31 protein-coding genes and 1 tRNA gene are annotated in these 24767 nt (G+C 35.6%); 22 read left to right on the top strand and 10 right to left on the bottom strand.

Annotation, left to right across the window (positions count from 1 at the left end; all coding sequences use genetic code 11):
- From K9M74_02315 to K9M74_02270, 10 genes are all read left to right on the top strand, one after another.
- Positions 1-645 (top strand): hypothetical protein, encoded by a 645-nt coding sequence (locus tag K9M74_02315; GenBank protein MCF7798713.1) that lies wholly within the window; start codon positions 1-3, stop codon positions 643-645.
- A gap of 9 nt (positions 646-654) precedes the next feature.
- Positions 655-1113, top strand: coding sequence for a 50S ribosomal protein L19e (locus tag K9M74_02310; protein ID MCF7798712.1), 459 nt, complete (start codon positions 655-657; stop codon positions 1111-1113).
- Between the two features lie 4 nt (positions 1114-1117).
- On the top strand, positions 1118-1633 hold the full coding sequence (locus K9M74_02305) for a 50S ribosomal protein L18 (protein ID MCF7798711.1): 516 nt from the start codon (positions 1118-1120) through the stop codon (positions 1631-1633).
- Between the two features lie 10 nt (positions 1634-1643).
- Complete coding sequence (rpsE, locus tag K9M74_02300; GenBank protein MCF7798710.1) at positions 1644-2555, top strand: 30S ribosomal protein S5; 912 nt, start codon at positions 1644-1646, stop codon at positions 2553-2555.
- Positions 2548-2910, top strand: a complete 363-nt coding sequence (locus tag K9M74_02295; protein ID MCF7798709.1) for an uL30 family ribosomal protein — start codon at positions 2548-2550, stop codon at positions 2908-2910. Before rpsE ends, K9M74_02295 begins: the two co-directional genes overlap by 8 nt.
- Before the next feature lie 12 nt (positions 2911-2922).
- A complete protein-coding gene (locus tag K9M74_02290) occupies positions 2923-3477 on the top strand; it encodes an uL15 family ribosomal protein (protein ID MCF7798708.1) in 555 nt (184 codons plus the stop codon).
- A gap of 41 nt (positions 3478-3518) precedes the next feature.
- Positions 3519-4874, top strand: a complete 1356-nt coding sequence (gene secY, locus K9M74_02285; protein MCF7798707.1) for a preprotein translocase subunit SecY — start codon at positions 3519-3521, stop codon at positions 4872-4874.
- 3 nt (positions 4875-4877) lie between these two features.
- Positions 4878-5663: an EMC3/TMCO1 family protein gene (locus tag K9M74_02280; GenBank protein ID MCF7798706.1), complete on the top strand. Its 786-nt coding sequence runs from the start codon at positions 4878-4880 to the stop codon at positions 5661-5663.
- A gap of 69 nt (positions 5664-5732) precedes the next feature.
- Complete coding sequence (locus K9M74_02275) at positions 5733-6005, top strand: 50S ribosomal protein L34e (protein ID MCF7798705.1); 273 nt, start codon at positions 5733-5735, stop codon at positions 6003-6005.
- Positions 6006-6071: 66 nt separating this feature from the next.
- Positions 6072-6404 (top strand): 50S ribosomal protein L14e, encoded by a 333-nt coding sequence (locus K9M74_02270; protein MCF7798704.1) that lies wholly within the window; start codon positions 6072-6074, stop codon positions 6402-6404.
- Here the strand turns inward: K9M74_02270 and K9M74_02265 are convergent.
- Positions 6401-6910, bottom strand: a complete 510-nt coding sequence (locus tag K9M74_02265) for a hypothetical protein (GenBank protein ID MCF7798703.1) — start codon at positions 6908-6910, stop codon at positions 6401-6403. The genes K9M74_02270 and K9M74_02265 overlap by 4 nt on opposite strands.
- A 384-nt stretch (positions 6911-7294) precedes the next feature.
- Here K9M74_02265 and K9M74_02260 point away from each other — a divergent pair, with 384 nt between their 5' ends.
- The 7 genes from K9M74_02260 (at position 7295) to rpsB (ending at position 12846) form a co-directional block, all read left to right on the top strand.
- Positions 7295-7573, top strand: coding sequence for a hypothetical protein (locus K9M74_02260; GenBank protein MCF7798702.1), 279 nt, complete (start codon positions 7295-7297; stop codon positions 7571-7573).
- A gap of 1 nt (position 7574) precedes the next feature.
- Positions 7575-8507 (top strand): DNA repair and recombination protein RadA, encoded by a 933-nt coding sequence (gene radA / locus K9M74_02255; protein ID MCF7798701.1) that lies wholly within the window; start codon positions 7575-7577, stop codon positions 8505-8507.
- Between the two features lie 93 nt (positions 8508-8600).
- Positions 8601-9647, top strand: coding sequence for a hypothetical protein (locus K9M74_02250; GenBank protein ID MCF7798700.1), 1047 nt, complete (start codon positions 8601-8603; stop codon positions 9645-9647).
- Entirely contained in the window at positions 9632-10459 is an 828-nt protein-coding gene (locus K9M74_02245) for a hypothetical protein (protein MCF7798699.1), read from the top strand. Before K9M74_02250 ends, K9M74_02245 begins: the two co-directional genes overlap by 16 nt.
- 211 nt (positions 10460-10670) lie before the next feature.
- Positions 10671-11480, top strand: a complete 810-nt coding sequence (locus K9M74_02240; protein MCF7798698.1) for a hypothetical protein — start codon at positions 10671-10673, stop codon at positions 11478-11480.
- Between the two features lie 132 nt (positions 11481-11612).
- Positions 11613-11954 carry a TRAM domain-containing protein gene (locus K9M74_02235; protein MCF7798697.1) on the top strand — a complete coding sequence of 114 codons (342 nt, stop codon included), beginning with the start codon at positions 11613-11615 and terminating at the stop codon, positions 11952-11954.
- Positions 11955-12246: 292 nt separating this feature from the next.
- Positions 12247-12846 (top strand): 30S ribosomal protein S2, encoded by a 600-nt coding sequence (rpsB, locus tag K9M74_02230; GenBank protein MCF7798696.1) that lies wholly within the window; start codon positions 12247-12249, stop codon positions 12844-12846.
- An 8-nt stretch (positions 12847-12854) separates the two neighbouring features.
- On the opposite strand, the gene K9M74_02225 is transcribed toward rpsB, so the two are convergent.
- The 9 genes from K9M74_02225 to K9M74_02185 form a co-directional block, all read right to left on the bottom strand.
- Positions 12855-13886, bottom strand: a complete 1032-nt coding sequence (locus tag K9M74_02225; GenBank protein ID MCF7798695.1) for a hypothetical protein — start codon at positions 13884-13886, stop codon at positions 12855-12857.
- Positions 13883-14569, bottom strand: coding sequence for a DNA repair and recombination protein RadB (gene radB, locus K9M74_02220; GenBank protein ID MCF7798694.1), 687 nt, complete (start codon positions 14567-14569; stop codon positions 13883-13885). Before radB ends, K9M74_02225 begins: the two co-directional genes overlap by 4 nt.
- Position 14570: 1 nt before the next feature.
- The gene (locus K9M74_02215; GenBank protein MCF7798693.1) at positions 14571-14918 is read right to left on the bottom strand and encodes a hypothetical protein; all 348 of its coding nucleotides are present in this window, start codon (positions 14916-14918) and stop codon (positions 14571-14573) included.
- Positions 14919-14943: 25 nt separating this feature from the next.
- Complete coding sequence (locus K9M74_02210) at positions 14944-15468, bottom strand: hypothetical protein (GenBank protein ID MCF7798692.1); 525 nt, start codon at positions 15466-15468, stop codon at positions 14944-14946.
- A gap of 67 nt (positions 15469-15535) precedes the next feature.
- Positions 15536-17980, bottom strand: a complete 2445-nt coding sequence (gene gyrA / locus K9M74_02205) for a DNA gyrase subunit A (protein ID MCF7798691.1) — start codon at positions 17978-17980, stop codon at positions 15536-15538.
- Between the two features lie 104 nt (positions 17981-18084).
- The gene (locus K9M74_02200) at positions 18085-18234 is read right to left on the bottom strand and encodes a hypothetical protein (GenBank protein ID MCF7798690.1); all 150 of its coding nucleotides are present in this window, start codon (positions 18232-18234) and stop codon (positions 18085-18087) included.
- Entirely contained in the window at positions 18231-19145 is a 915-nt protein-coding gene (gene scpB / locus K9M74_02195) for an SMC-Scp complex subunit ScpB (GenBank protein ID MCF7798689.1), read from the bottom strand. The genes K9M74_02200 and scpB overlap by 4 nt, the downstream gene beginning before the upstream one ends.
- 2 nt (positions 19146-19147) lie before the next feature.
- Positions 19148-19747, bottom strand: a complete 600-nt coding sequence (locus tag K9M74_02190; GenBank protein ID MCF7798688.1) for a hypothetical protein — start codon at positions 19745-19747, stop codon at positions 19148-19150.
- 33 nt (positions 19748-19780) lie between these two features.
- On the bottom strand, positions 19781-21400 hold the full coding sequence (locus K9M74_02185) for a hypothetical protein (protein ID MCF7798687.1): 1620 nt from the start codon (positions 21398-21400) through the stop codon (positions 19781-19783).
- A 155-nt stretch (positions 21401-21555) separates the two neighbouring features.
- Here K9M74_02185 and K9M74_02180 point away from each other — a divergent pair, with 155 nt between their 5' ends.
- The 5 genes from K9M74_02180 to K9M74_02160 all read left to right on the top strand — a co-directional run.
- Entirely contained in the window at positions 21556-22542 is a 987-nt protein-coding gene (locus K9M74_02180; GenBank protein ID MCF7798686.1) for a hypothetical protein, read from the top strand.
- A gap of 2 nt (positions 22543-22544) precedes the next feature.
- Positions 22545-22772, top strand: coding sequence for a hypothetical protein (locus tag K9M74_02175; GenBank protein MCF7798685.1), 228 nt, complete (start codon positions 22545-22547; stop codon positions 22770-22772).
- A 2-nt stretch (positions 22773-22774) separates the two neighbouring features.
- A complete protein-coding gene (locus tag K9M74_02170) occupies positions 22775-23164 on the top strand; it encodes a hypothetical protein (GenBank protein MCF7798684.1) in 390 nt (129 codons plus the stop codon).
- 50 nt (positions 23165-23214) lie between these two features.
- Positions 23215-23298 (top strand) — tRNA-Leu (locus tag K9M74_02165).
- Positions 23299-23503: 205 nt separating this feature from the next.
- A partial coding sequence (locus K9M74_02160) for an MBL fold metallo-hydrolase (protein MCF7798683.1) occupies positions 23504-24767 on the top strand: 1264 nt, incomplete at its 3' end.

The raw sequence follows: 24767 nt of genomic DNA, 5'->3' as shown, positions 1-24767 counted from the left end.
ATGAAACAACTACTCGCAATCAGAAAAATACTCAAGAGTAAGAAACCCACATTTACTAGACATGATGCTCATAAGAAGAAGCGAGTTGGAACTGGTTGGCGAAGACCTAAAGGTCGACAAAATAAAATGCGACTTCACAGAAAAGGTTATGCAAAAATTCGTTCCACAGGATATAGTTCGCCTGTAGACGTTCGTGGTTTATCAAAAGAAGGTTTAACACAAAACGTTGTTGCAAATTTAAAAGATTTTACCACTCTTAATGCAAAAAAAGATGGTGTTATTATTGCAAGCACTGTTGGCGGCAGAAAACGAATAGTTTTACTTGACTTTATAGAAAAAAATAATTTTACACTTATTAATCTTGATGCAAAAGTAGCAAGATCAGCAATTGATGAAAAACTCGCTCTAAAATCTGCTAAGCGAAAAGAAATAACAAAAAGAAAAGAATCCAAGGCTAAAGCAAAAGAAAAAGCTGCAAAAGCAGCAAAAGAAGCTAAGGATAAAGAAAAGAGCGAGAAAGAAAAAGATACTGCTGATAAACAAAATATCAACAACCCGCATGTAGAAAAGCAGGAAGCAATTAATAATGATGCTAAGGTTGAAGAAAAAAAAGAGCATGATAAAGTGCTGACAAAAAAAGAATAGGTAATACTTATGAAACTTAATGTACAAAAACGATTGGCTGGAGACATCCTAAAATGTTCGCCTAAGAGAGTATGGTTTGCACCAGATAGGTTAGCCGACATTAAAGAAGCAATTACAAAAGCAGATATTCGTGCATTAATTAGTGAAGGTGTTGTTGCTAAAGAACAAGCAAAAGGTGTTTCTCGAGCAAGAGCTAATCATCGAGCAATTCAAAGAAGTAAAGGTTTACAACGAGGACCTGGTAAAAAGAAAGGCAAAAAAACAGCTCTTGTTCCTCGAAAAGAAGCATGGATGGCAAAAATTCGTGCGCAACGAGTGTTGTTAACGCAGTTACGTGTTGGAAAAATTGTTTCAGAAGAAACGTATAAACAATTATATCGTAAGGCAAAAGGCGGTTTCTTCCGTAATAGACGTCATATCAAAGTTTATATTAAAGAACAAAATTTATTACAGCAAAAGGAGAAGTAAAAGAATGGCTAAAAATGCTATATATACATTAGGATTTAGACGAAAACGAGAAGGCAAAACTAATTACAAGAAGCGTTTAGAGCTTCTTAAAAGTAATAAGACTCGTTTAGTTATTCGTCGATCTAACAGCGCTGTTATTGTTCAATTTATTAATTATCAACCAAATGGAGATAAGGTTATAGAAACGTTTCATTCAAGTAAATTAGAAAAATTTGGTTGGAGTTTTTCAAAGAAATCTCTTCCCGCATGCTATTTAGCAGGTTTGGTCGCAGGGGTTCAAGCAGAAAAGAAAGGTGTTAAAGAGGCAATTCTTGATGTTGGTTTGCAAACGCTCAAGAAGGGCTCAAAAATTTATGCAACGCTTAAAGGAGTTATTGATGCAGGTATTATTGTTCCTAGTTCAGACGAAATTTTTCCAAGCGAAGAAAGATTGTCTGGAAAACACATCGCAGAGTATAATACTAAGGCAAAAACTATCACAAAAACATTTGAAGACGTGAAGAAAAAAATATTATCATAAGGTGACATTCATGCGTGAAGAAATACAAAAAGCATTTGACGTAACATCTTGGCAGCCAAAGACTGAGTTAGGTCGAAAAGTAAAGTCAGGAGAAATAAAAGACATTGATGAAATTTTAGGTCATGGTCGACGAATTTTAGAAACAGAAATTATCGATGCCTTGTTAAAAACCGAGTCGGAGCTTTTACTTATTGGTCAAGCAAAAGGTAAATTTGGTGGTGGTCAACGAAGAGTTTTTCGTCAAACTCAAAAGAAGACGCGCGAAGGTAATAGACCTAAGTTTGCAACCTTTGCAGTTGCTGGCGATGGTAATGGTCATGTTGGTGTTGGTTATGGTAAATCTAAAGAAACTGTTCCAGCACGAGAAAAAGCGTTTCGTCAAGCTAAATTAAATATGATGATGATTCGTCGAGGTACAGGTTCTTGGGAAGATCAAAGTACAGAACCTCATTCTATTCCATTCGCAGTTGAAGGCAAATGTGGTTCGTATAAAATAATTTTAAAACCAGCTCCTAAAGGCAAGGGTTTAATTTGTGACAAGGAAGTTGCAAAAATCTTAAAGGCTGCCGGTATTCAAAATGTATGGTCAAAGAGTTTTGGTCAAAAGAAAAACAAAATTAATGTTATTAAAGCAACTATGCAAGCATTAAGAAAGCTTTCTCAGATGAGTGTGCAACCCAAACAGCGAGATGTGCTTGCTGTTAGTGAAGGTTCGTATGGCCCTATTCAAAAACCATTACTTGTTGAGGAAAAAGAACCTGTAGTTTCCGCTGAAGAAAAAGCAACTGCATCAGTAACTGATGAACTGCAGAAAACTACCGAGCCAGTTAAAAATGCTAAAACAACGACTAAGATTGCAGCTAAGGAAGAAAAATCTGACTCACACAAAGCAAAAAAACAGGAGGCTAGCAAAAATGAATAAAATTGCAGTAATTCTTGTTCGCGGTCTTGTTGGTGTTAATCGCGATATTAAAGAAACGTTAGCATATCTTAATATACGAAAAAAACATGCCTGTGTAATTGTTGATGATACGCCTGTTATTCGAGGGATGCTTAAAAAAGCTCAGAGTTATATTACCTTTGGTCCTGTAAGTGAAGAATTACTCGCTGAACTTATCACAAAGCGAGGTACAAAAAGTAAAGAGAATAAGGTATTTTTCCTTGCTCCTCCAATTGGTGGATTTGAAAAGAAAGGTATTAAACAATCATTTGTTGCTGGTGGTGTTTTAGGTGACCGAAAAGAAGCAATTAATATTTTACTCAAAAAAATGATATAAGTGTGATATATAATGACTAATAACCTTCGTAGAAAAAATAGCAGACACCGAGGATCGTTTACTCACGGTCATGGCGAAAAAAAGAAATGGCGTGGTGCAGGTCACCGAGGAGGTCGTGGTAATGCTGGTTCAGGAAAACGTGGTGATGCAAAAAAACCTTCCTATTGGAAAAATGAAAAGATGGCTGGGAAATTTGGTTTTACAAATCCAACCACAAAAAATAGTAACCCTATAAGTATTACACAAATTAATTCATCTATGAACGCGCTTGTTGCAAAAGGTGTTGCTAAACAAGAGCAAGATAAAATTACAATAGATTTATCTGCAGCTAACTTTGACAAACTTTTAGGTACTGGAAAACCAGTTGCTGCGTATGTCATTACTGTTGCATTTGCAACGGCTGGTGCTATTGAAAAAATTAAACTCGCTGGCGGCGAAGTAATCCTTAAATCTTCAGACGTTTCTTCCTTAGATCAAGAAAAAGAAGATAATCTGGACAATAACTCCGCGAAACAGAAAGCTAATAAGCAGGTTTCTGAAAAAGTAGCTGTTAGTGATGTTGAGTAGATGGAAAGTTTTTTAACTAACTTATTGTGAGAACAAAGAGTATGGCCTACAAAGATTTACTTCGGTTCCTTCCGGAAGTGAAGTCTCCAACGCAAAAACACGTTTCTTTCAAACAAAAGCTTATCTGGACAGGCTTAGTACTTTTAATTTTCTTTATTTTAGGAGCAATTCCTCTTTTTGGTTTAGACGCTGCTCCTCTTCGTAATTTTCAATTTTTATCTGTAGTACTTGGTGCAAGTTTTGGTTCTATTATATCCTTAGGTATTGGGCCTATCGTAACCGCGTCTATTGTGTTGCAACTTTTGGCAGGTTCGGGCCTTATTGGCATCGACACATCTACTGCAGAAGGTAAAGCATTATTTCAAGGAACGCAAAAAATTTTAACGTATTTTTTCATTCTTTTAGAGGGTATTATTTATGTTAAATTAGGAGGTCTTCAGCCAATTGCGGGTTATAGTGGTGCTGTTATTCTCCAACTGTTTATTGGTGGCGTTATTATTGTTTTTCTTGATGATCTCTTAAATAAATGGGGTTTTGGTAGCGGCGTATCCTTATTTATTGCTGCGGGTGTATCTCAACAAATTTTTATTCAAGCATTAAGTCCATTGCATCCAATTGAAGCAACAGGAACGGCTGTTGTGGTCAATCAAGAAGCGTATGCGGGTGCTATTCCTAAATTATTGCAAGCGCTTTCAAGTGGTCAAGCAACCGCAGCAGGGTTAGAATTGAGTATGTTAGTTGCAACACTGTTAATTTTTGCAGTAGTAGTCTTCGCTCAAGCAATGAAAGTGGAGATTCCCTTATCTTTTGGAAGAATTAGAGGTCATGGGGTGAGATGGCCCTTAAACTTTGTATATACCAATGTTCTTCCTGTTATTTTAGTTTCAGCGCTCGTTGCTAATTTACAATTGTTTAGTTCTATTGGCGGCGGAACGAGTTGGTTTAGTGCAAATGTTATTCCTTTCTTAACGAATACCAATCTTTTACAGCACATTATTCAACGTAACGTGACTGGATTATTGGTTGTTCAGAGTATTACTTACATGTTATTTTTTGTTGGCGCATCAGTACTGTTTAGTTGGTTTTGGATGCAAACATCAGGTCTTGATCCTCGTTCACAGGCAAAGCAAATGATGTCATCTGGGTTGCAAATTCCTGGTTTTAGAAAAGATCAGAGAGTGTTAGAAAGGCTTCTTAAAAAATATATTTATCCGTTAACAATAATGGGCGGAATTTTTATAGGCTTTCTTGCATCTATTGCGGACATGACGGGCGCATTTGGTAGTGGTACTGGTTTATTACTTACGGTAATGATTATTTACAAACTTTACGAAGATATTGCTAAGCAACACATGGAAGATATGAATCCGATGCTTCGTAAAATGATGGGAAAATAAAATATGGCTTTAGCAAATATATTGGATCCGGTTCTAGGTCCACTCCTTCAATGGGCAGGTCCCTTTGCAACACTTCTCATAGTTAGTATTATTGTTTCTGTATTCACTACTTTAATTCACATGTTTGCAACAGATCAGGAAAAATTAAAACGTCTTAAAGCAGACATGAAAAGGTATCAAGCTAAATTAAAGACGCTTAAAGATAGTCCTGAAAAAGCAATGAAAGTGCAAAAGGATTTAATGAAACTTAATGGCGAGTTTATGAAATCTTCGTTTAAGACAACGTTTTATACCATTATTCCCTTGTTAATTTTTTTTGGTTGGCTGGGGGCAAATTTAGCTTTTGCTCCGCTTGTTCCCAATACATCATTCAATGTTTCAGCAACGTTTCAAGAAGAGGTCTCTGGTCAAGTCTCATTAGTGGTTCCTGATAATCTCACTGTTTTAAGTAATCTTACTCAGACAACTATAAATGATGCGGCGACGTGGACAGGAATTAAAGGGCCAAAAGGTTCATATGAATTATCTCTGCTTCACGAGTCGTCTGGCGAGGAACAATTTTTTTTAGTAACTATATCTGAAGATGTTATTTATGAAGATCCTGTTGTTCTTGTTAATTCAGAAATATTTAAGAAAATTACCATTGGGAATGAAAAACTTTACGTGTTTAGAAATATCTTTTTGTTCAAAGATTTACCTCTTATTAAAAATGCTGGTTGGCTTGGTGCTTACATTCTTTTTTCATTAATATTTTCAACAGCGCTAAGAAAAGCGCTAAAATTAGCTTAAAATATGCATAGTGGTGAATTTCTTGCTACACGGCAATCTTTATAAATGAAACTTGATTTCTTCCCTGTTATGCCTAGAGGAATGTTTAAATCAAGAACGCTCCGACGTGTTATGAAACGCGTACCCGGAGGAAAGGCAGTAAAACGCTATGAACCAAGGAATCCTGGTGCTGCGCGATGCGCAATAACTGGTGAACCGCTTCATGGAGTGCCTCGCAAAACGCCAAATCAGTTAGCGAAGCTGCCAAAAACAATGAGACGACCGCAGCGCCCTTATGGCGGTGTTTTAGGTAGTCGGGCATCACGACAGCTAATTAAAGAAGAAGCTCGTGAAACCCAATAAAACGATTTTTCATCCATCATAAGAGCGAAGGGCGACCCGCTCTAAACGAGATGAAGGAGACGCAAAATGTTATTTGAAATAGGAACTGTATGTATAAAATTAGCAGGTCGAGACGCAGGAAAAAAATGTGTTATTATTGATGTTGTTGATGATGTTTATGTGTTTGTTGACGGCGAAACGCGTCGAAGAAAATGTAATGTTGCTCATCTCGAACCTTTAGCATCAAAGCTAGATATAAAGAAAGGCGCTAGTGAAGCTGATGTTGCAAAAGCTTTTGAAACGGTAAATGTGAAATACGTAGCAACTAAACCAAAAAAAGCAGCCGTTAAACCTCAAAAAGTTCGAATGGTGTCAAAAGACACGAAGAAATCAGCAAAAAAAGCATCTACAAAGGCTTAAATATTGTATTCTTTTTGGATACCATACAGGTATTCCTTATTATTTATTTGAATAGCTTCTAATCGTCGCTCTTTACGTAGTTCTGTAAGATAACGATAAAATGTTGCTTTAGAGCAATATGTATGTTTATCAACGACGATTTCTTTGAGTTGTTTTGCGGTGACGCGGTTTTTGTTTGCAACGCCAATGATTTTTTGTTTGATAATGGTTTTTTTATTTTTCGTTACTGTCGCGATTGCCTCTTGTTCTAAAGCAGCTATACTTACCTGTTGCTTTTGTTTTGGGCTTTCTAAGACGATATAGTCTGGTTCTTCTTGAGTGATAATTGCTTCTTTAATAGGTTCTTCAACTAGGTTATCTGTTATAATTTCTTCTTCTATTGTTTCTTCTGTTTTTTCTTCAAGTTCTACGAGAGCATTTTTTAGCTTTTCTACGCGTTGTACTAGTTTGTAGAGTTCTTTTTCAACTGGCTTTTTGAACTCTTTTTGGAGAAATAAATCTTTCATTACTTACGGAAATGGTTTTGTTTATTTAAAATTTTCCGCAGTCTCATCTCAGTCTCACTCATATAGAGACTGTCTCAAGACTGTTTTGAGACTATTTTTGAGACTATTTTTTATTTTTGAGACTGGTAAGATTTGGTTTCCATAGGAAATAAGGGGGTGTTCGCCAGTCTCAACTTTCAACTTTGAGACTGGTTGTTTTGAGACTGAGACTATTCTGAGACTGATCTTTATTTTTTTTAAGACGAACAGCTTCATTTGACTTCTTCACTGGACATCGTCGCACAAGGTATATAAATGTCCATTTCTATCCCTATGCTAAGGCACCCCCCCTCACAACATTGTTTGTGGGTGAAATAAGAAGGGAAACCAAGGAGGTAAAGCCAAATGGAAAAAGTAAATATAGATAAAAATACGCCGGAAAGAAAGTTTCGGGCAAGTCCAGTAACAGCAACAATCTGGGCAAATGAAGGAAAAACAAAAGATGGTACGTCAAACTTATTTCGTACAATCACGCTAGAGCGTTCCTATAAGGACAAAGAAAATATCTGGCAAACAACGAATTCTTTTCGAGTTAATGATTTGCCCAAAGCAGCGTTAGTGCTCAATAAAGCTTTCGAATATATTAGCATCAAAGAAGAAGGCGATATTATAGGTGAAGATTAAAATGAACGGACCACGAGTTGAAGATTTACCGGGCGTAGGTGCAGCAACAGTAGAAAAGCTTGAAGCGGGCGGCTTTGATAATTTAATGGCAATAGCTGTTGCAACGCCTGCCGAGCTAGGTAATGCGAGCGGAGTTACTGAAGTTGCCGCAAGAAAAATGATTCAAGCTGCTCGCAGCATGATGGATATGGGTTTTCAATCAGGCGAAGATCTTTTAGCAAAGCGAGCAAAAGTAATTAAGATTAGTACTGGGGCGCAAAGCTTTGATGATATGCTCGAAGGTGGCTTTGAAACAGGTGCAATTAACGAATGTTTTGGTCAATATGGTAGTTCAAAAACACAAATTGCGCACGTGCTTTGCGTGAGTTGTCAAGTGAAAGAACCAGATGCTGTTGCAGTGTATATTGATACAGAAAATACTTTTCGACCTGAGCGTATCAAGCAACTCGCCATAGGATTTGGTCTTGATGGTGATGATGTTTTGAAAAATATTCGTGTTGCTCGAGCATTTAATTCAGATCATCAGATGTTGCTTGCTGAAAAAGTTGATGATTTAGTTAAAGAAGGTCAAAAGGTTCGTGTTATTGTTGTTGATTCGTTAATAGCACATTTTCGAGCAGAGTTCGTTGGTCGCGGTACGCTTGCTGAACGTCAACAGAAACTCAATAAGCATATGCACGTCCTTGCAAAAATGGCTGATTTACATAATGCCTGTGTTTTTGTAACTAATCAAGTTATGTCAAAGCCAGATGCATTTTTTGGTGATCCAACTGAAGCAATTGGTGGACATATTGTTGCACACAACAGCACGTTTCGGATTTATTTACGGAAAGGAAAAAAAGGAACGCGCGTTGCAAAATTAGTCGATGCACCAAATCTTGCTGATGCAGAATGTATTTATGAAGTAACTGAACATGGTTTAAAGGATGCGTAATTTTTTTTCTTTTTTTTATTTTCATCGTCACAAACAATTGTTTTTGAGCGTTTTTTCTATACTTTTTTAAACTCCAAACGACTTTTTCTTCTTATGATATCTTTAAAAAAAGATTTCAAGCACGGAACAGTATCGCTTAAAGTTACCCTGGCAGATGATTTATGGTATCTCACTCATCTTATAGAGCCTGGTAATGAAATGACTATGAAGACTGAGCGAAAGCTCAAATTAGGTGGTTCTGATACTAATGCAAAAGTTGTTCGCAAAAAAATGGTATTAACGCTGAAAATAGAATCTGTTGAATTAGCTGATGCAAACGAGCTTCGCGTGAAAGGAATTGTTCTTAAAGGTCCCGAAGAAGTTCCTCACGGTTCTTATCACACATTTGGTATTAGCGTTAATGATTCATTTACGCTTCGCAAAGAGTTATGGCCCATGTACTTGATTGAAAAACTTAATGAAGCTTTAGCAAATAGTTCTCAATCAGTTATTATTGTACAGTATGATCGAGAACACGCATTGTTCTCTATGGTGAGGCAAACAGGCATAGAACATCTGGCCGAGATAAAAGTTGCTGTAGCAAAAAAACAATATGAACAATCTTCTAATGAATCGTTGTATGGCCAAATCTTGCAAAAAGTCACTGATTACCGAACGCAGCACAAAATAACAGGCATAGTGTTTGCCAGCGCAGATTTTTGGAAAAAATATGTGCAAGAAAAACTAAGTCCCGAGCTTAAAAAGCAAGCCATTTTTATTTCCACGCCAGAGGTTTCTTTTGCAAGCGTGAATAGGTTATTGACTCGTCCAGAGCTTCACCAACTTTTAGCAAATCAACGTCTCCAAAAAGAAGAGTCGCTTGTTGGTGAAATATTAAAAAAACTCGATGAAGATTTGTTAGCATATGGTTTTAATGATGTTGCGCGCGCAGCGCAAAGCGGAGCTATTGAGAAATTAGGTGTAAGTGAATCTTTTCTGCTTAAGAAAAAAGAAGAGAAATCCTATGAATCTTTAGATGAACTTCTTAAACTTGTTGATGCGTCCAAAGGGAAGGTTCTGTTTTTACATGCTGAATCAACAACAAAAACCATTGATGGGTTAGGTGGCATTGTCGGAGTATTACGATGGAAAACCAATTAAGATTTTCTACACAACTTGTCAAGCTCATTAAAGAAAAACCAGAGCTTGCTACACTTGATGATGCATTTATTGAAAAAATTATTCTTCAAAAAAACTTTCAAATTCCTGATAAATACGAGACATTTGAGAAGTTTAAGAAAAGCGCCATTTGTAAAAACATTGTTTCTCAAACAAGAAAAAATCTTCGAGAGTTATATGGGGTTTTTATGAGAAAACAATTAGCAAAAAATAATTTTGATGACGTCGATACTATTTTGCAAGCGCACCAATCAACTAACGAGCGATATGATTATATAGGCACGATTTATGATTTGTTGTTTGATAAACTCGTAGCGAAGGGCTTGCCCGAAAAATTTTCTTTGCTTGATGTTGCGTGTGGTTTTACACCTTTCACGCTTGATTATTTTCCTCTTCGTCCTCAAGAGTATATTGCGTGTGATCTTTCATCTAGTGATATGGCTAGGGTGACAACTTTTTTTAAAAAGAAAAATCAGCAAGGGTATGGTAAAGCAATTGATGTAGTTAGTGAAGATTTTTTATTATGGGTGAAAGGATTTGCTGTTGATGTTTGTTTTTTATTTAAAGCACTTGATTCTTTTGAGTTGCGTGAACGTAATGTTTCAAAACTAATTCTTAGTAGAATTTCTGCTTCATTTTTTGTAGTTTCTTTTTCTTTAGTTTCTATTGGAGGAAAGAATATTATTGGTGCGCAGCGACGCACATGGTTTGAGAAATTTTGTGTTAAACAAGGGTGGTCGTATGAAACTTTGCAAATACCCAACGAATTATTTTATATAGTTTCTAAAACATAATCTGGCACTCGTTGCTTATTTTTTAAATTGGTCGTGCCTCAAAAGAAGTGATTTTTCACCTGCTGTAAAGCTTATTTTCTTTAGTTTTAAGCCCCAGTATACTTTTTTGTATGTTACCATTTTTGCGAGATAAACAATAGTAACATATAAATAGTAGTTATTCGCCATTGAAGAATTGAAAGGGGTGAGGTTTCCTTTTGGAGGGTAAAATATGATAGTTAAAGAAGAGTTTTTGAGTAAGTTACGACGCTACTTCTCATTAAATTTATATGAGGCCAAGGTGTGGACTGCTCTTCTCTCTAGAGGCGTGAGTACTGCAGGCGAACTCTCAGACATTGCGAACGTGCCACGTTCACGAAGTTACGATGTTTTAGAGTCTCTTGAAAAGAAAGGATTTGTAGTGATGAAGATTGGAAAGCCAATTAAATATATTGCAGTTCCACCAAAAGAAGTTTTAGAACGTGTAAAGAAAAATCTAGTAACGTCTACTGAGACACACATAAAAAAACTTGATGATCTTAAAGGAACAGATCTTATTGATGAGTTAAATTCATTACATACGCAAGGTGTTGAACTTGTTGAGCCAACTGATCTTTCAGGTTCTCTTCGAGGTCGGCTGAATTTATATAATCACATCGAGTTTACTATTCGAAGTGCTGAAGAAACGGTCACGATGATGACAACAACACAAGGTCTTGTTCGTAAAGCGGAAGGGCTTAAGCCGTTATTTGAAGAACTTGTAAAACGTGGTGTAAAAATTCGTATTGCTGCGCCATTAAAAACCGATGAAGCTAAAGCGGTTGCAAAAGATTTAGAGGGCATTGCAGAAGTTCGTCACATTGACCACATTAGTGCACGTTTCGTTGTTGTAGATGGTACTGAAGTAATTTTTATGGTAATGAATGATGATGATGTTCACCCAACCTATGATATTGGTATTTGGGTTAACACTGTATTTTTTGCTTCAGCTCTAGAACAATTATTTGAGCTTGCGTGGGATACGTTAAAGGTGAAGGCGTAATTTGATGAACTATTTTTTTTTATTTTTATTTTTTTCAAGTATATTTGTTAGCAGTATTATTTTTTGTAGTGTGCATTTGTTGTCTTATAGGCAAAATTATTTAAACAACAAAGTATTTTTCTGTGATAACTAATGAAACCAAAATTCTTTCAAGACCAAGCTCCACCGATTGCTGTTGGAGAAGAGCACACCGGGATTATTGCTTCGGTGGGTGAGAAAGGCGACGGCGTTCTTCGTATAAAGGGGTTTGTAGTCTTTGTTCCAGGCGTAGAAAAAGGCGATTTTGTAAAAATAAAGATAACTAAAGTCTTGCCCAAAGTATCGTTTGGCGAGCTTATTGAAAAACTAAAAGAGCCTGCTAAAGAGGATTTCTTGCCTAAACCTAAACCAAAACCTAAAGATCCTGCTGAAGATGTCTCTCATTTATTAACTACTGAAGGCGATTCTGAAGATTTTGGTGAGGAAGACGATTAATGGATTTGTTAGCGTAGTTTGTTTTAGCTAAGCCACCTGTTGTTAAGTTGACAATAACGTTTATAAATGGTATTGGGTTTCTCTTCTAGTATAACCTGTTTGCAAGTCTCTAAAAATCAGTTGATGGTCAATGAGGATTAATTCGATATCAACAATAAACAAACATGTATTGTTTTGATTTTGACGTCATTTTAAGGCGTTTTACAGGCTTGTAAAGAACCTAGTGGTTCGCACGCCAGGTAATAATAACGTGCAAGAAATTCTAATTTCTATGCATATAAGAGGACATAAAATGACAGATGAAGAACTATTGATTCCTAATGAGGATTATCTAAAGAGCGGTATTCACATCGGTACTAAATTTAGAACTAAATATATGGAGAATTTTATCTATAAAACAAGACCAGATGGACTTTCTGTTCTTAATATTAAACAAATTGATAATCGTATTCGTGTGGCTGCACAATTGCTTGCGCATTACGATCCTGATGAAATTCTTGTTGTTTCTCGTCGAGAAAATGGTTGGCGGCCTGTTCGTATGTTTGCAAAAGCAACGGGCTCAAAATGTTTTCCGGGTCGTTATCCTCCCGGAATTTTAACTAATGCGCAGCTAAAGAACTTTACAGAAGCAAAAATTATGGTATTAACTGATGTAGGCCCAGATAAGAACGCAGTAAATGATGCGTTGAGTATGGGGCTTCCGATAATTGCGCTTTGTGATACAAATAATCAAGTAAATAATATTGATTTGGTTATTCCTTGTAATAATAAAGGTAAAAAAAGTTTAGGATTGGTATTTTGGTTGCTTGCTAAAACATATCTCGAAATCAAAGGAATTATCAATAAGGGTCAAGTGTTCGAACACGATATTGAGCAATTTACTGAAGAATAAATTTTATTTTAATTATTTGTTTTATGTTTAGAGGTTATTTTTTGTTGTTTTTTTAATCTTTTTTCTGCTACATGTGTTTTAGTTAAGAGTTTTATCATTTTTGGTTTTTCAATAGTTATGTGTTTATTTTCTAATGCTATTTGCATGAGTATTTTATATTGTTTTGAAAGCATTTTATATGCTTTTTTAATATTGTATTGGGGGTCATAACAACTAGAAGCAAATGAGGTAATTCCATTAATTTCTATAATTTTAAAGTTTCCTTTTCCCAAATCTTTTGTTGATGGCGTTTTTATATCAAGTTTTCCGTAGTAATATCCTTTGTCTTTGACGATTTTATCAATAACTTTGAGTAATGCAGGTGTTGCTAAATAGGTTCTATCTTTATAGATTGCTCCTTGGCTAATGTTGCCAATATTGGTGAGTTGTATTTGTTCTCCTTTGTTCGGTTTTTGCCTAAGTAGTTGTTTTTTTAGTGCATGTTTAATGTGTTTAGTGTCTTTATCTTGTTTAATGATTTTTTTAATACTGTGTTTTCCTGTTCCTATGATTGTTGGAATAACTTTTTGATTAATAGAGAGGATATTTGGTTTGCCATTAAGTTTATAATAGAAAATACCATATTCTAAAGGCCATTCGCAGTATTCTTGAGCGAGATAGTTAACTTTTATTTCCTTAAGAAATTTTTTTGCTTGTTCTACATTTTTGATAAGAATTGCTCCCATGCCACTTCTTCCAGTATCGGGCTTAAGGATAATAGGAAAGTGTAATTTTTGTTTTTTCATAAATTCTTGGAGGATTTTTACTCTTGTAGCTGGAGAATTTTCTGTTTTAATAAGTTCAAATTTTAATAATTGTTTTGTTACAAACTTGTTATTAATATGATATTTCGATGCAGAATTCACATTGCCTTCTTCTAGTCCGAAATCTGCTTTAAGAAGATTGTATGGTTTCATTCCTGCTGCATAACAGCTAATGATAAGTTTTGCGACAAGTGGAAATTGAAATAATAAGTCTGGCCAATATCTCCAATTTTTCATGCACCATCCTCTTTTACTTCTTCAATACCCAAATCTGTTATTCGAAATTTTATTTGTTTGTTTTCTTCTATGGAGCGGTGTTTACGGACGATAGCGGTTCTAGTTATATCAGTATTTTTTTGTAGTTCGATGAGGCATTTGCTTTGATATTTGAGTAAGTCGCCCCCAACGATATTTACTTTTTCTTTATTTTCAAAATCTTGATATACTTGGTTAGTGATGAGTACAGGTATATTATTTTTTCGTGCAATTTCAGTAAGAAAAGAGAGTTGCATGCCGAGTTGTTTATTCACATCGTACACATTTTTTGTTTGTCCCATTTCAAGTCGATAGAGCATAGCAATACTATCAACGATAATGATGCCCACATCTTTGTTAACGAGTTCTCGAAGTTTTTCAAATGATTTTTTTTGTTCTTGAAATGTTGTTGGTTTTAGAATGATTATATTTTTGAGTGATTCCTTGTATTTATCGCTGATTTGGCGAAATCGCGAGAGTGAGAATGAGCCTTCAGTGTCTACATAAATAACTTTTTTCCCTTTAAATGAGTTTGCACACAATAAACAAAGGTTTGTTTTTCCGCTTCCTGCAGGTCCATAAATCGTAGTAATAACTTCTTTTTCATATCCGCCTTCTAAGAGCCAGTCAAATACCTCGGTGCCGGTGTTAATTTTTGTTTCCATTTTAGTTTATTGTAGAAATACTTGTATGAAGCGCAGTAATACCTTCTTCTAAGCTTTCTTTTTCAGTAATGTTGTGATGCGTTGTTGGATTAATAAGCCATACTTCGTTGTTTTCAGGATGAGCAAATAAAATGGTGACTTCTTTTCGTTTAATAAGTATATTCCAATTTTTAATGAGTGTTTTAATATTTTCTTTGCTGTTTAAACAAACGAGGTAGGTCTTCTGTTTTGCTTTTTTATTAAGGAGTTCTTGGAGTGTTTCCGCAACAAAATATGTTTTTTGCTCTTTTTTTTCTGTAATAATAAGTTCTTCATTAGTTTCTTGCATGTTAACTATTTGTTTTTTCATGCAATCCTTAAAAGTGATGTAATGTTTAAGCCATGTTTTGAGTTGCACGTTGTTCTTTCCTCTGTATGCTCATAAAAATAATGTAGGGAATAAGGGAGGTAACTGCATACGCAATTCCTAAAATGTAAGGATTATGATTTGTTTTAAGCGCAAGAGCTGTTGCTATAATTTTTGCTTGTTTGGTGATAATGATGCTAGTAAGTATTGCAGTTAAAGGTATGATGAGTGATAATACGATGTGATGATGTGTTTGGAGTTGTTCTATATCTCGAAAAAGAATGGTTGCTAAGCTTCCAAAAAGGAGGCCAAAGATGACAACACTAATAATTGCTTGTGTTTGGGTGGTAACGAGAAGTAATGGTTCGATAATCCACGCGCCAAGAATAGTTCCTACGACGATGATACCCAGCATAAACCAAAAGAGCATTTTTTCAATTGCTAGTTTTCTTGGATGTTTTTTTTCTTCTGCTCTGATTAGAATTTCTCGAGCACGCTCAATTTCTTCATCATTCCATCCTTTCTCTTTAAGTGTTGTTTCTTTGAGTTGCATGGCTTATTCTCATTGCTTTATTCTTAAAAATCTTTCCTTCCTTAGTTTAAAAAACGCTTAAAAAGACCTATTCGAGTTGTACAAGAGCTATTGCTTTTACATAATCGCCAGCAGTGAGTCTCATGATGCGCAGTCCTTGCGTATTTCGGCCTATTACACTTATTTGAGTAACTCCTGTTCGAATAATAATGCCTTTTTGGCTAATAAGTAGTGCTTCTTCAGCACCATTTACTGCTCGGATACTTGCAACATGTCCGTTTCGCTCGCTACAAATGATATTTCGCACTCCTTTTCCTCCTCTGTTAATGAGGCGGTAGTCAGTAATTGGTGTTCTTTTGCCGTAGCCGTTTTGTGTGATGGTAAGAATAGTATCTTCATCATGTGCGATGACTGCGCCAATAATAGTATCGTCTTGTTCAAGCATCATTCCGCGTACGCCTCTGCTCGTTCTACCAATTGGTCGCGCATCTTGTTCGTTAAATCGTATCGCTTGACCATGTTTACTTGCGAGGAGTATGTTTTGTGAGCCGTTAGTTTTAAGGACGTTTACTACACTATCGCCTTCATCAAGGGTAATCCCAATTATTCCAGTTTGTCGTGGTCGAGAGTATGCTTCAAGTGATGTTTTTTTAATAATCCCTTTTTTTGTAACTAACAAAAGATAGTCTGTTGCGACGAATTCGTTTACAGGGATAACTGCTGCAACTTTCTCTGTTGATTCCATTTGCACAAGATTAACAAGGGCTTTTCCTTTTGCTTGTCGGGAACCTTCTGGCATTTTATAGACTTTGAGCCAATATACTTTTCCTTTGTCAGTAAAAATAAGTAAATGGGAGTGCGTGTTTGCAATGAAGAGATGTTCAACAATATCTTCTTCTTTCATACTTGTACCAATAACTCCTTTTCCTCCTCTATTTTGGACTTTATAGGTATCAATAGGTAGTCGTTTTGCATAGCCAGATTTGGTGATGGTTACAACTTGATTTTCTTGCGGGATAAGATCTTCATCTTCAATTTCTTCATCTTCAACATATTCAATTTTTGTTCTTCGCGCATCACCGTATTGTTCTTTGAGTTGAATGAGTTCTTGTTTGATAATATTTTTAATTTTTTCATCACTTGCTAATATTGCTTTGAGTTCTGCGATAAGTCTAATTGTTGTGTCGTAATCTTCTCTGATTTTTCCTTGCTCAAGGTTAGTAAGTTTTTGTAGTTTCATATCAAGAATTGCTTGTGCTTGTTCTTCACTAAATGTGTAAGTACTCATTAATTCGTCTTTTGCATCTTGTGCTGCTTTTGCTTGCTTAATGAGTGTTATGACTGCATCGATGTTATCCAACGCCTTGGTGAGTCCTTCAAGTAAATGTGCTTTTTTCTCTGCTTTTTTAAGTTCAAATATTGTTCTTCTCGTCACGACTTCTTTTCGATGGTTGATAAAATGTTGAATTATTTCTTTAAGATTAAGTACTTTTGGTTCTTTGTCGACAATCGCAAGAAAAATAATACTTAATGTTGTTTGAAGTCTTGAATGTTTAAGTAATTGATTTTGCACGACATCTGTATTTGCGTCTTTTTTAAGTTCGATAACTATGCGCATACCTGTTCTATCAGATTCATCTCTAATATCTCGAATATGTTCAATTCGTTCTTCTCTTACACCTTCTGCGATTTGTTCAATAAGTGTTGTTTTGTTTACTTGATAGGGAATTTCAGTAATAATGATTGCATCTTGTCCACGCACTTGTTCAATGTGTATAGTTGCTCGGACGCGCACTTTTCCTCGTCCACTATTATATGCTTGCATAACGCCCGCAGTTCCTATAATTTTGCCGCCTGTTGGGAAGTCAGGCGCTTTGATATATGCTGTAAGATCGAGTATGCCAAGTTCTTCATCGTTAATGAGTGCCACAATTGCATCGATAACTTCTGAAAGGTTATGTGGCGGAATATTTGTTGCCATTCCCACAGCTATTCCGTTTGATCCGTTAACTAAAAGATTAGGCATGCTGTTTGGAAGTACGCTTGGCTCTTCTAGACTTTCATCAAAGTTTGGTCGAAAATCAATAGTTTCTTTTTCAATATCAGTAAGCATTGATGTGCTGATTTTTGCAAGTTTTGCTTCTGTATAACGCATTGCTGCTGCGCTATCTCCATCGATACTTCCAAAGTTTCCTTGTCCTTTAATGAGTGGGTATCGAAGTGCGAAGTCTTGCGCCATTCGGACTAAACTTTCATAGACTGCGCTATCTCCATGAGGATGATATTTACCTAATACTTCACCTACTATTCTTGCTGATTTTTTAAATGATTTAGAAAAGGTGATGCCCATCTCATTCATTGCATAAAGAATGCGTCGATGGACTGGTTTAAGTCCGTCTCGAACATCTGGAAGGGCTCGACCGACAATAACAGACATAGCATAATCTAAATATGCTGTTTTCATTTCTTTTTCAATAGTTGCCAAGAGAATTTGGTCTTTTTTTTTGTCTTGTTTATCGCTTTGTTCTTCCATTCGCACACGCCTTAATTTTGCTTGAATTCTCTGTTAAAACAGAATAATCATCGATTTATAAGTCTTACGGATAGGCCTTTTCTAGAGTGGTTTTTAGGTAGTTTTTAGGCCTCTTCTGTTTTAATAAATGTGTCTTGATTAACTGCGAAATTTCGACCACAATAGACACATGTTTTTCGTTTAGAAATAAGATTATTTCGAGGTTCGTATCGCATAGTTTGTTTGCATTTTGGACAGCGCACTAGAACAATCATAAATAATCGTCCTCTTTTTGATCTTCTGTTTTTTCAGCAAACTTTTCCATTGTACTTAATGGATTTTCTTCAGCTTCTTGTTGAGTTTTTTGTTTTTCTTCTTCTCGTTCTTCTGTTGAGTCTTGAGATGTTTCTTCTTGTTCTATTATGTTGTTTGCTTCTTCTTGTTCTTTTCGTTCTCTATTTGGAAGTTTATGTTCTTCCACTCGTTTGCTAATTTGATTGATACTTTCATCTATTCGTGCTAAGAATGTTTTTTCTTCTTGTTCATCTTCTTTTGTTTTTTCTCGTGTTCGCGGAGCGACATCGACAACGTCAAGTTCTCCAAGATGCGTTTTATCTTCTTCTTTTTTTTCTTCTTGTTCTTTCTTTTCTAATTTAACGTCTATGATTTCTAAGTCGCCAAGCGTCTTTTGTTTTTCTCGAAGTTTAGAGAATACGTCTTGGATTTCTTCATCGCCTTCAACATCAAAATAGTTGTAGAATTTATCAGTGATTTTAATAAGAAAGCTTCGTCCACGTTCTTCTTTTGTAACAAATTTTTGTTTTGTTAATTCTTTGATATGTTCATATGCGCTTTGCCCTCTCATATGAATAATATCTGCTTGAAGAACCGGGCTTTTGTATGCTATCACTGCAAGTGTACGGAGTACTGGAGAAGGTAATTCTGTTTCGCTAACGATACTTTCTACATCTTTGAGATATTTTCCTCGAACAGTCATTTTCCAGCGATTATTATGTAAAGAAATAATAAGACTACCCATTCGTCCATCAAGATCTTTTTGTAAATAAGAAAGCGATTTTTTTATTGTTGCAAGGTTTGCTTCACAGTAACCAGCGAGTTCTTCTTCAGTGACGCCTTTTCCTGATGCAAATAATATTGCTTCAATACGGTTACGTAAGTCTTCCATTGTTACCTTGAGGATATAACTTGATATTTGTTTTTATCCTTTTTAATTTTTTTCTCTTTAATGAGTGCTTCAAGGAATTGTTCAGTATGTTCGCTGGTCATACCTATTCGTTTTGCTATTTGTTCTAATTCTGCCGATTCTTTAAGTACTAGGAGTATTGCATTTCTTGTCATTGCGTTAAAATTTCTAACTAATCCTTGATATTGGCTACCTAGTGCTTTATGGTTAACACCTATTTCATGTAGTCGAGAAAGTAAATCGTTATACCAATTAGTAAGTTCTTTTTGCTCGATAGTAATTTGTGATGGCTCAAGAATCTCAAGCGATGCTGGTGTAAAGTTAATACAAAGCCAGGTAAGTTTTTCTGCGTTTGGCACGAGTAGTTCAGTTTCAGCTATTGCGCCAAAAACACCATCTTCAACTTCTTCTGCTTCATCATAATCTTCAGAAACAAAAACGAGCTCTTCATCTTGTTTTATTTTTTCAACAAATGATTTTACTGTTGTTTGAACATGTTCTTTTGGTCGACCGACTACTTCGAACATAACACGAACGTATAGATAATTATCATCAATATATTTCTTTATTTCTTTAGAGTTCATAATTTCCAGTCTAACAAGTCTGATTTTATAAACCTATTGGTCTTGCTCTATTCTCGTTTTTCGAGCAGTAAAGAGCTTGTATGACAAAATGCTTGTTAAACTAAGTATGCAAAGGCCAATAAGAATGATGTGCATTGTTTGTTTTTGTTGTCTTGTAGTGTTGCTGACAATAGCAAATCCGGTGAGCTCATTACTATCATTTTGTATGGGTGTTATTTTTGGAAGAAGTAATGAGCTAACATTGACCTCGTTTGTTTGTTGTTTATTTGTTTGAGTTGTTGTTTGATTACTTGCTGTTTCTTCTTGCTTGTCTATAGTTGTTTCTTGTGGTGGAAAAAGTATTTCTGCTGTTGCCGTAACGCCAAGCCCCTCGCAAAACAAGATTCCTTTCTCACTTTTTGCTGATAAATGCAGGGTAGTTGATATTTTTTGATTTTTTGTTAATAGTTTTATTTTACTATCGTCTTGTATTCGCCTATTTTGCTGATCTGTATATTTGCAGGTAACTGTTGTTTTACGACTATTTCCTCGTTGGAGTGTGAGTAATACGATTGCCTCATCTTCTTGTAGAGTAATTGTTGAAATAGTAATATTTTCAATAAATTCTTCGTTAAGTTCATATAAGTTTATTGTTTCGTCTATGATTGGTTCTTCATAATTTCTATTTTGAACAACAATAATTTTTTCTTCTTTTTGTATACTACATTCATCTTCAAATACTGCATAGATAAAATATACTCGTTCTTGCGCATCTATTGATTTCCACGTGTGTGTTTTTGTATGAAGGTTGTTGGTGGTATAATTTTTTTTAATACTCTGTCCGTAAAGATCTTTAATTTCATAGGTGATACTAAATGATTCGCTAAGGGGAGAGATATAAAATTGCATATTCATTTTTTCACCAACAGCATAGATGTCTTTATCAGTGTATATGTGGGCATACTCAAAGCAGTTCGCACTTGAGTTTTGACTTAAGTTTTGTTCAGTTGTTGTTTTATTTTCTTCTGTATTATTGAGCTGGATGTTGTTTGTTATGTTTGTCGTGCTTGTTGTGTTTGTACTATTGTTTTTTTCTATTGTATTATTTATGTTGATATTGTTTGTACTTGTGTTGTTTGTTATGTTTGTTGTATTTGCACTATCATTTTTTAATGTGGTGTTTAGGGTATTTGTCAAGTTATCTTCTGTATTGTTTGCTATTGTTGTGTTGTTTATGCTTGTGTTATTGCTTGTAGATTCTAAAGAATTATTTTCTGCTAAAATTGGCGAGCAATTGCCTTGGATGCTCCACCACAAGGTTTGATTTTGATATTCTATTCCTATAGTGTATGTTTGGTTTGTTGTAATTTGACTAAAACTTGTTTTTGTGGCCGTATACAAATTGAGGTTTTTATGTACGTCTATCTTACTAAGCAAGTTGTCTTGTGTTCTTGTTTCTTGTGTATACGTAAATGCAAGACGTTCGATGCCAACGCTATAATTGAGTCGGTCAATACGAAATAAATTTTCTTCAAGTCCGCAAGCATGGTTTTGTAAAAGTGTAAATGAGATTGTTTCGTTTTTAACAATGAGTGTTTGCGCGTTCTGAGCAATAACTGGTGTAACAAGTAGGCAAAACAATAGCATAATAATTATTTTTGTCTTACGTTTCATGTACTGTTATGTACAGGTGCTGCTTAAAATTCATAACGGCGTTTTTTCCGGAATATTTTCAAGAATAAGCGCTTCTCTACAAAAATTGTTTCTTTGTAAGGGTAACAAAACTTTTAATAGTCTTAGGAGCTATTTCTTTAAAAAGAGGTTGTAGGGTGTCATTTAAAGGATTGTTTAAAAAGAAAGATACTGTTGCTAGTGCAAACAAGGTTCTTTCAGATAGTTTGGCAAATACGGCTTCTAAAATGCATGACTCGTTAACAAATGATTCCATGTCTGCAACGTCTAATTTGTCGCAAGAATTAGATTCGGCCACTCAATTCAACTTGCATACCTCTGCTTCTGCTGTTGCAGATACTTCTGCTCAGGACCCATCCTCGCCTCCTGCATCTACAACTCCGCCTTCTAATGAGATAACTTCTTTGGATGCAACGGACACAGAAAATAACTCATTTAACCAAGATATGCACCCATTACAAGATACACCAACACCAGAGCTTACTACTTCTCCTGAAGCAGCTATTCCTCTTGATTCAGTCACTCCTTCTGCGCCCAAAGCTGCATCCGCATTAGCTAATACTGCGAGTTCTTCAGTTTCTGAAGAGCAAGTATCTTCATCTTCTTCATCCTTATCAACTGATGTTGCGCCGCTAGAAACGACTGCTTCGGAAGAGCAATCAACAGAGCAGCTTGTTGGTCAACCAATAAATGATGTAAAGCAACAAACTGATGTGGCTCAGGATAATGAATTAACCGCAATTATTCCTGCAAAAGAGGGTACAACAGAAGATGATGTATTGTCCACGCAAGGTAGTGCTTCTTCAAACAAGAGCGTATCTTCAAATGTATCTTCAGATGCATCAGCAACGAATAATCAGTCGCTTGCAGATGTAATGGCCTATCCTGCTCGGCCTGGTTCTGGAAAGATATTTGAAGGAATTTATGTAAAAAAAGAGAGGTATGTAGAACTTCTTTCTGCGTTACGCTCTACACAAGAAATGTTAGGTGAGCAATTATCAACTCAAGAGCGGCTTTTGGAAATAGAAGAACAAGTCACAACTAATTTAGATCATGCAGAAGTATTTTTACGTAGTTCATTTGAAAAAATTATGACGATAGAATCATTAACAAAAAGGTGTTAACTATGAGCAAAAAACCTCCTATGTTTATTAAAATTGGCGAGTACAAAGATGTATTACATACCATTGATGATCTCAAAAAAGAGTTGGGCGATGTTCGCGCAACACTTGATGAAATAAAAAATCTTCGAGAGGAAGAAGAACAAACGCTTGCTGCCTGGGAAGAAAATATGCAAGAAGCTGAAGAGCGATTATTAGAGCTTGATAAAACATTATTTGAACCGGATGTATAATTATGGCAGATGAATATTTTGTACGAATTGATGACCCGTCGCGTGTTGAATTAGAGCGATTACAAATAGCAAAACAAGTACTTCTCTTAACAAGCCAATATTTACTAGTAAAAGATATTCGTGAACGAAAACAGCATTTATTAAATCATCTTCGAAAACAAACAAAATCAGTTATTGATTCATTTAATTATATGGAAAAAATTCTTCCGCATAAAGATTTGCTAGTTGAGGAAGTAAAAAATGCGGTAAAACAAAGTGATTCTACTAAAAAAAATGCAAAAAAAGATTCAAGGACGCTCACTAAATCAATTCCTCTTGCAGGAAATAAACTGGATAAGCTTCAGGAAGCAATAGCACTTATTGAAAAAAAGATTGATAGTCTTGACTTGTAGAAGTTTTTATAAACGGTTTCTTATTCTTTTCACTTAATATAAATAATTTCGCGGGGATGCCGGAGTGGTCAAACGGGCCGGACTCAAAATCCGGTAGCTTAGTGCTTACGTGGGTTCGAAACCCTCTCCTCGCATTTTTGTTGTTAAAAATGCGTTGGGAGAGACCAGAAAATCTTTTTGGTTTTCGCTGCCTCTCCTTGCATTTTTGTTGTTAAAAATGCGTTGGGAGAGACCAGAAAATCTTTTTGGTTTTCGCTGCCTCTCCTCGCAGGTTTCTTAGAAAGAAACCTGGCAAAGAACAAGTAGGTTTTGCTTCGCTCAAGCCTATACACAATTACAATGACTTTCACACTTATTCCTCTTGGCGGGGTTAATGAAATTGGTCGGAATTGTTTTGCACTTGATATTGATGGCAAGATAATTATTCTTGATATGGGTTTTCATCTCGAGCGATTTGTAGAACTTACAGAAACTGATTTTCCGCAAAAGAAACATTCAGTAAGACGATTTATTACTGCTGGCGCGCTTCCCGATATTCGCCATTTAAGAAAACGCAAGCATGATGTTGTGGGTATTATTTGTTCTCATGCGCATTTAGACCATGTTGCAGGTATTCCTTTTTTAGCGAATCGTTTTAATTGTAGCGTGCATGCAACCCCCTTTACAGGACAACTTATTCGCTCGCTTGCACAAGACCGAGGAAAGCAAGTTACTGTTGTTGAGCACGAGCAAAAAAGTACATTCGTTATTAATGATATAACTATTGAATTTATTCCCGTTGCGCATTCCACGCCACATTCGGTTGTAATTGCAGTCCACACAAAAGATGGTGTAGTTCTTTACGCAAATGATTTTAAAAATGATCAGCATCCTCCGTTTGAGAATCCAACAGATATAACTCGTTTGCAAGAACTTAAGGGTAAGGTAAAACTTCTTATTCTTGATTCTTTGTATGCGCCGAGAAATGAACATGCTCCTTCGGAGTTTTGTGTGCAAGAGCAACTTAATGATTTGGTACCAAAACTAACTTCTCATCGCGCAATTATTGCTTCAACTTTTTCTTCACATATTTATCGTTTGAAAGAATTATGTGCTATTGCTGATACGCTAAAGCGTAAAGTTGTTTTTATCGGACGTTCTCTTGCTCGCTATATTACTGCAGCAAAAAATGCTGATGTTGTTAATTTAGAAAAGCGAGGCATTGTTCTTAAATATGCAAGTCAAGCAAAAGTTTTTTTTGAGAAACTTCATAATCCTCAAGATTATTTTTTAATTGTAACGGGTCATCAGGGCGAACCACAAGCGGTCTTAAATCGTATGGCTGACGGATTATTTCCATTTACTAAAGAAGATGTAGTTATTTTTTCTTGTCAAATTATTCCTGTTCCCATTTCTATTAAACACAGGCAATTATTAGAAGATAAACTCCATAAGAAAAAGGTATCTATGTTTACCGATGTTCATGTTTCAGGTCATGCCTTTGCAAAAGATCATCGGTTTTTGGTTTCTCTTCTTGAGCCAGAATTAGTTGTTCCAGTTCATGGAGAACCTCATATGATTAAAGCAATGCAAAAGATTACTCAAGTTCATACTCAGGCAAAAT

This window comes from Candidatus Woesearchaeota archaeon (genome assembly GCA_021734105.1).
GTDB lineage: Archaea > Nanobdellota > Nanobdellia > Woesearchaeales > SKGA01 > SKGA01.
This window is presented reverse-complemented; position numbering and strand designations above follow the sequence as displayed.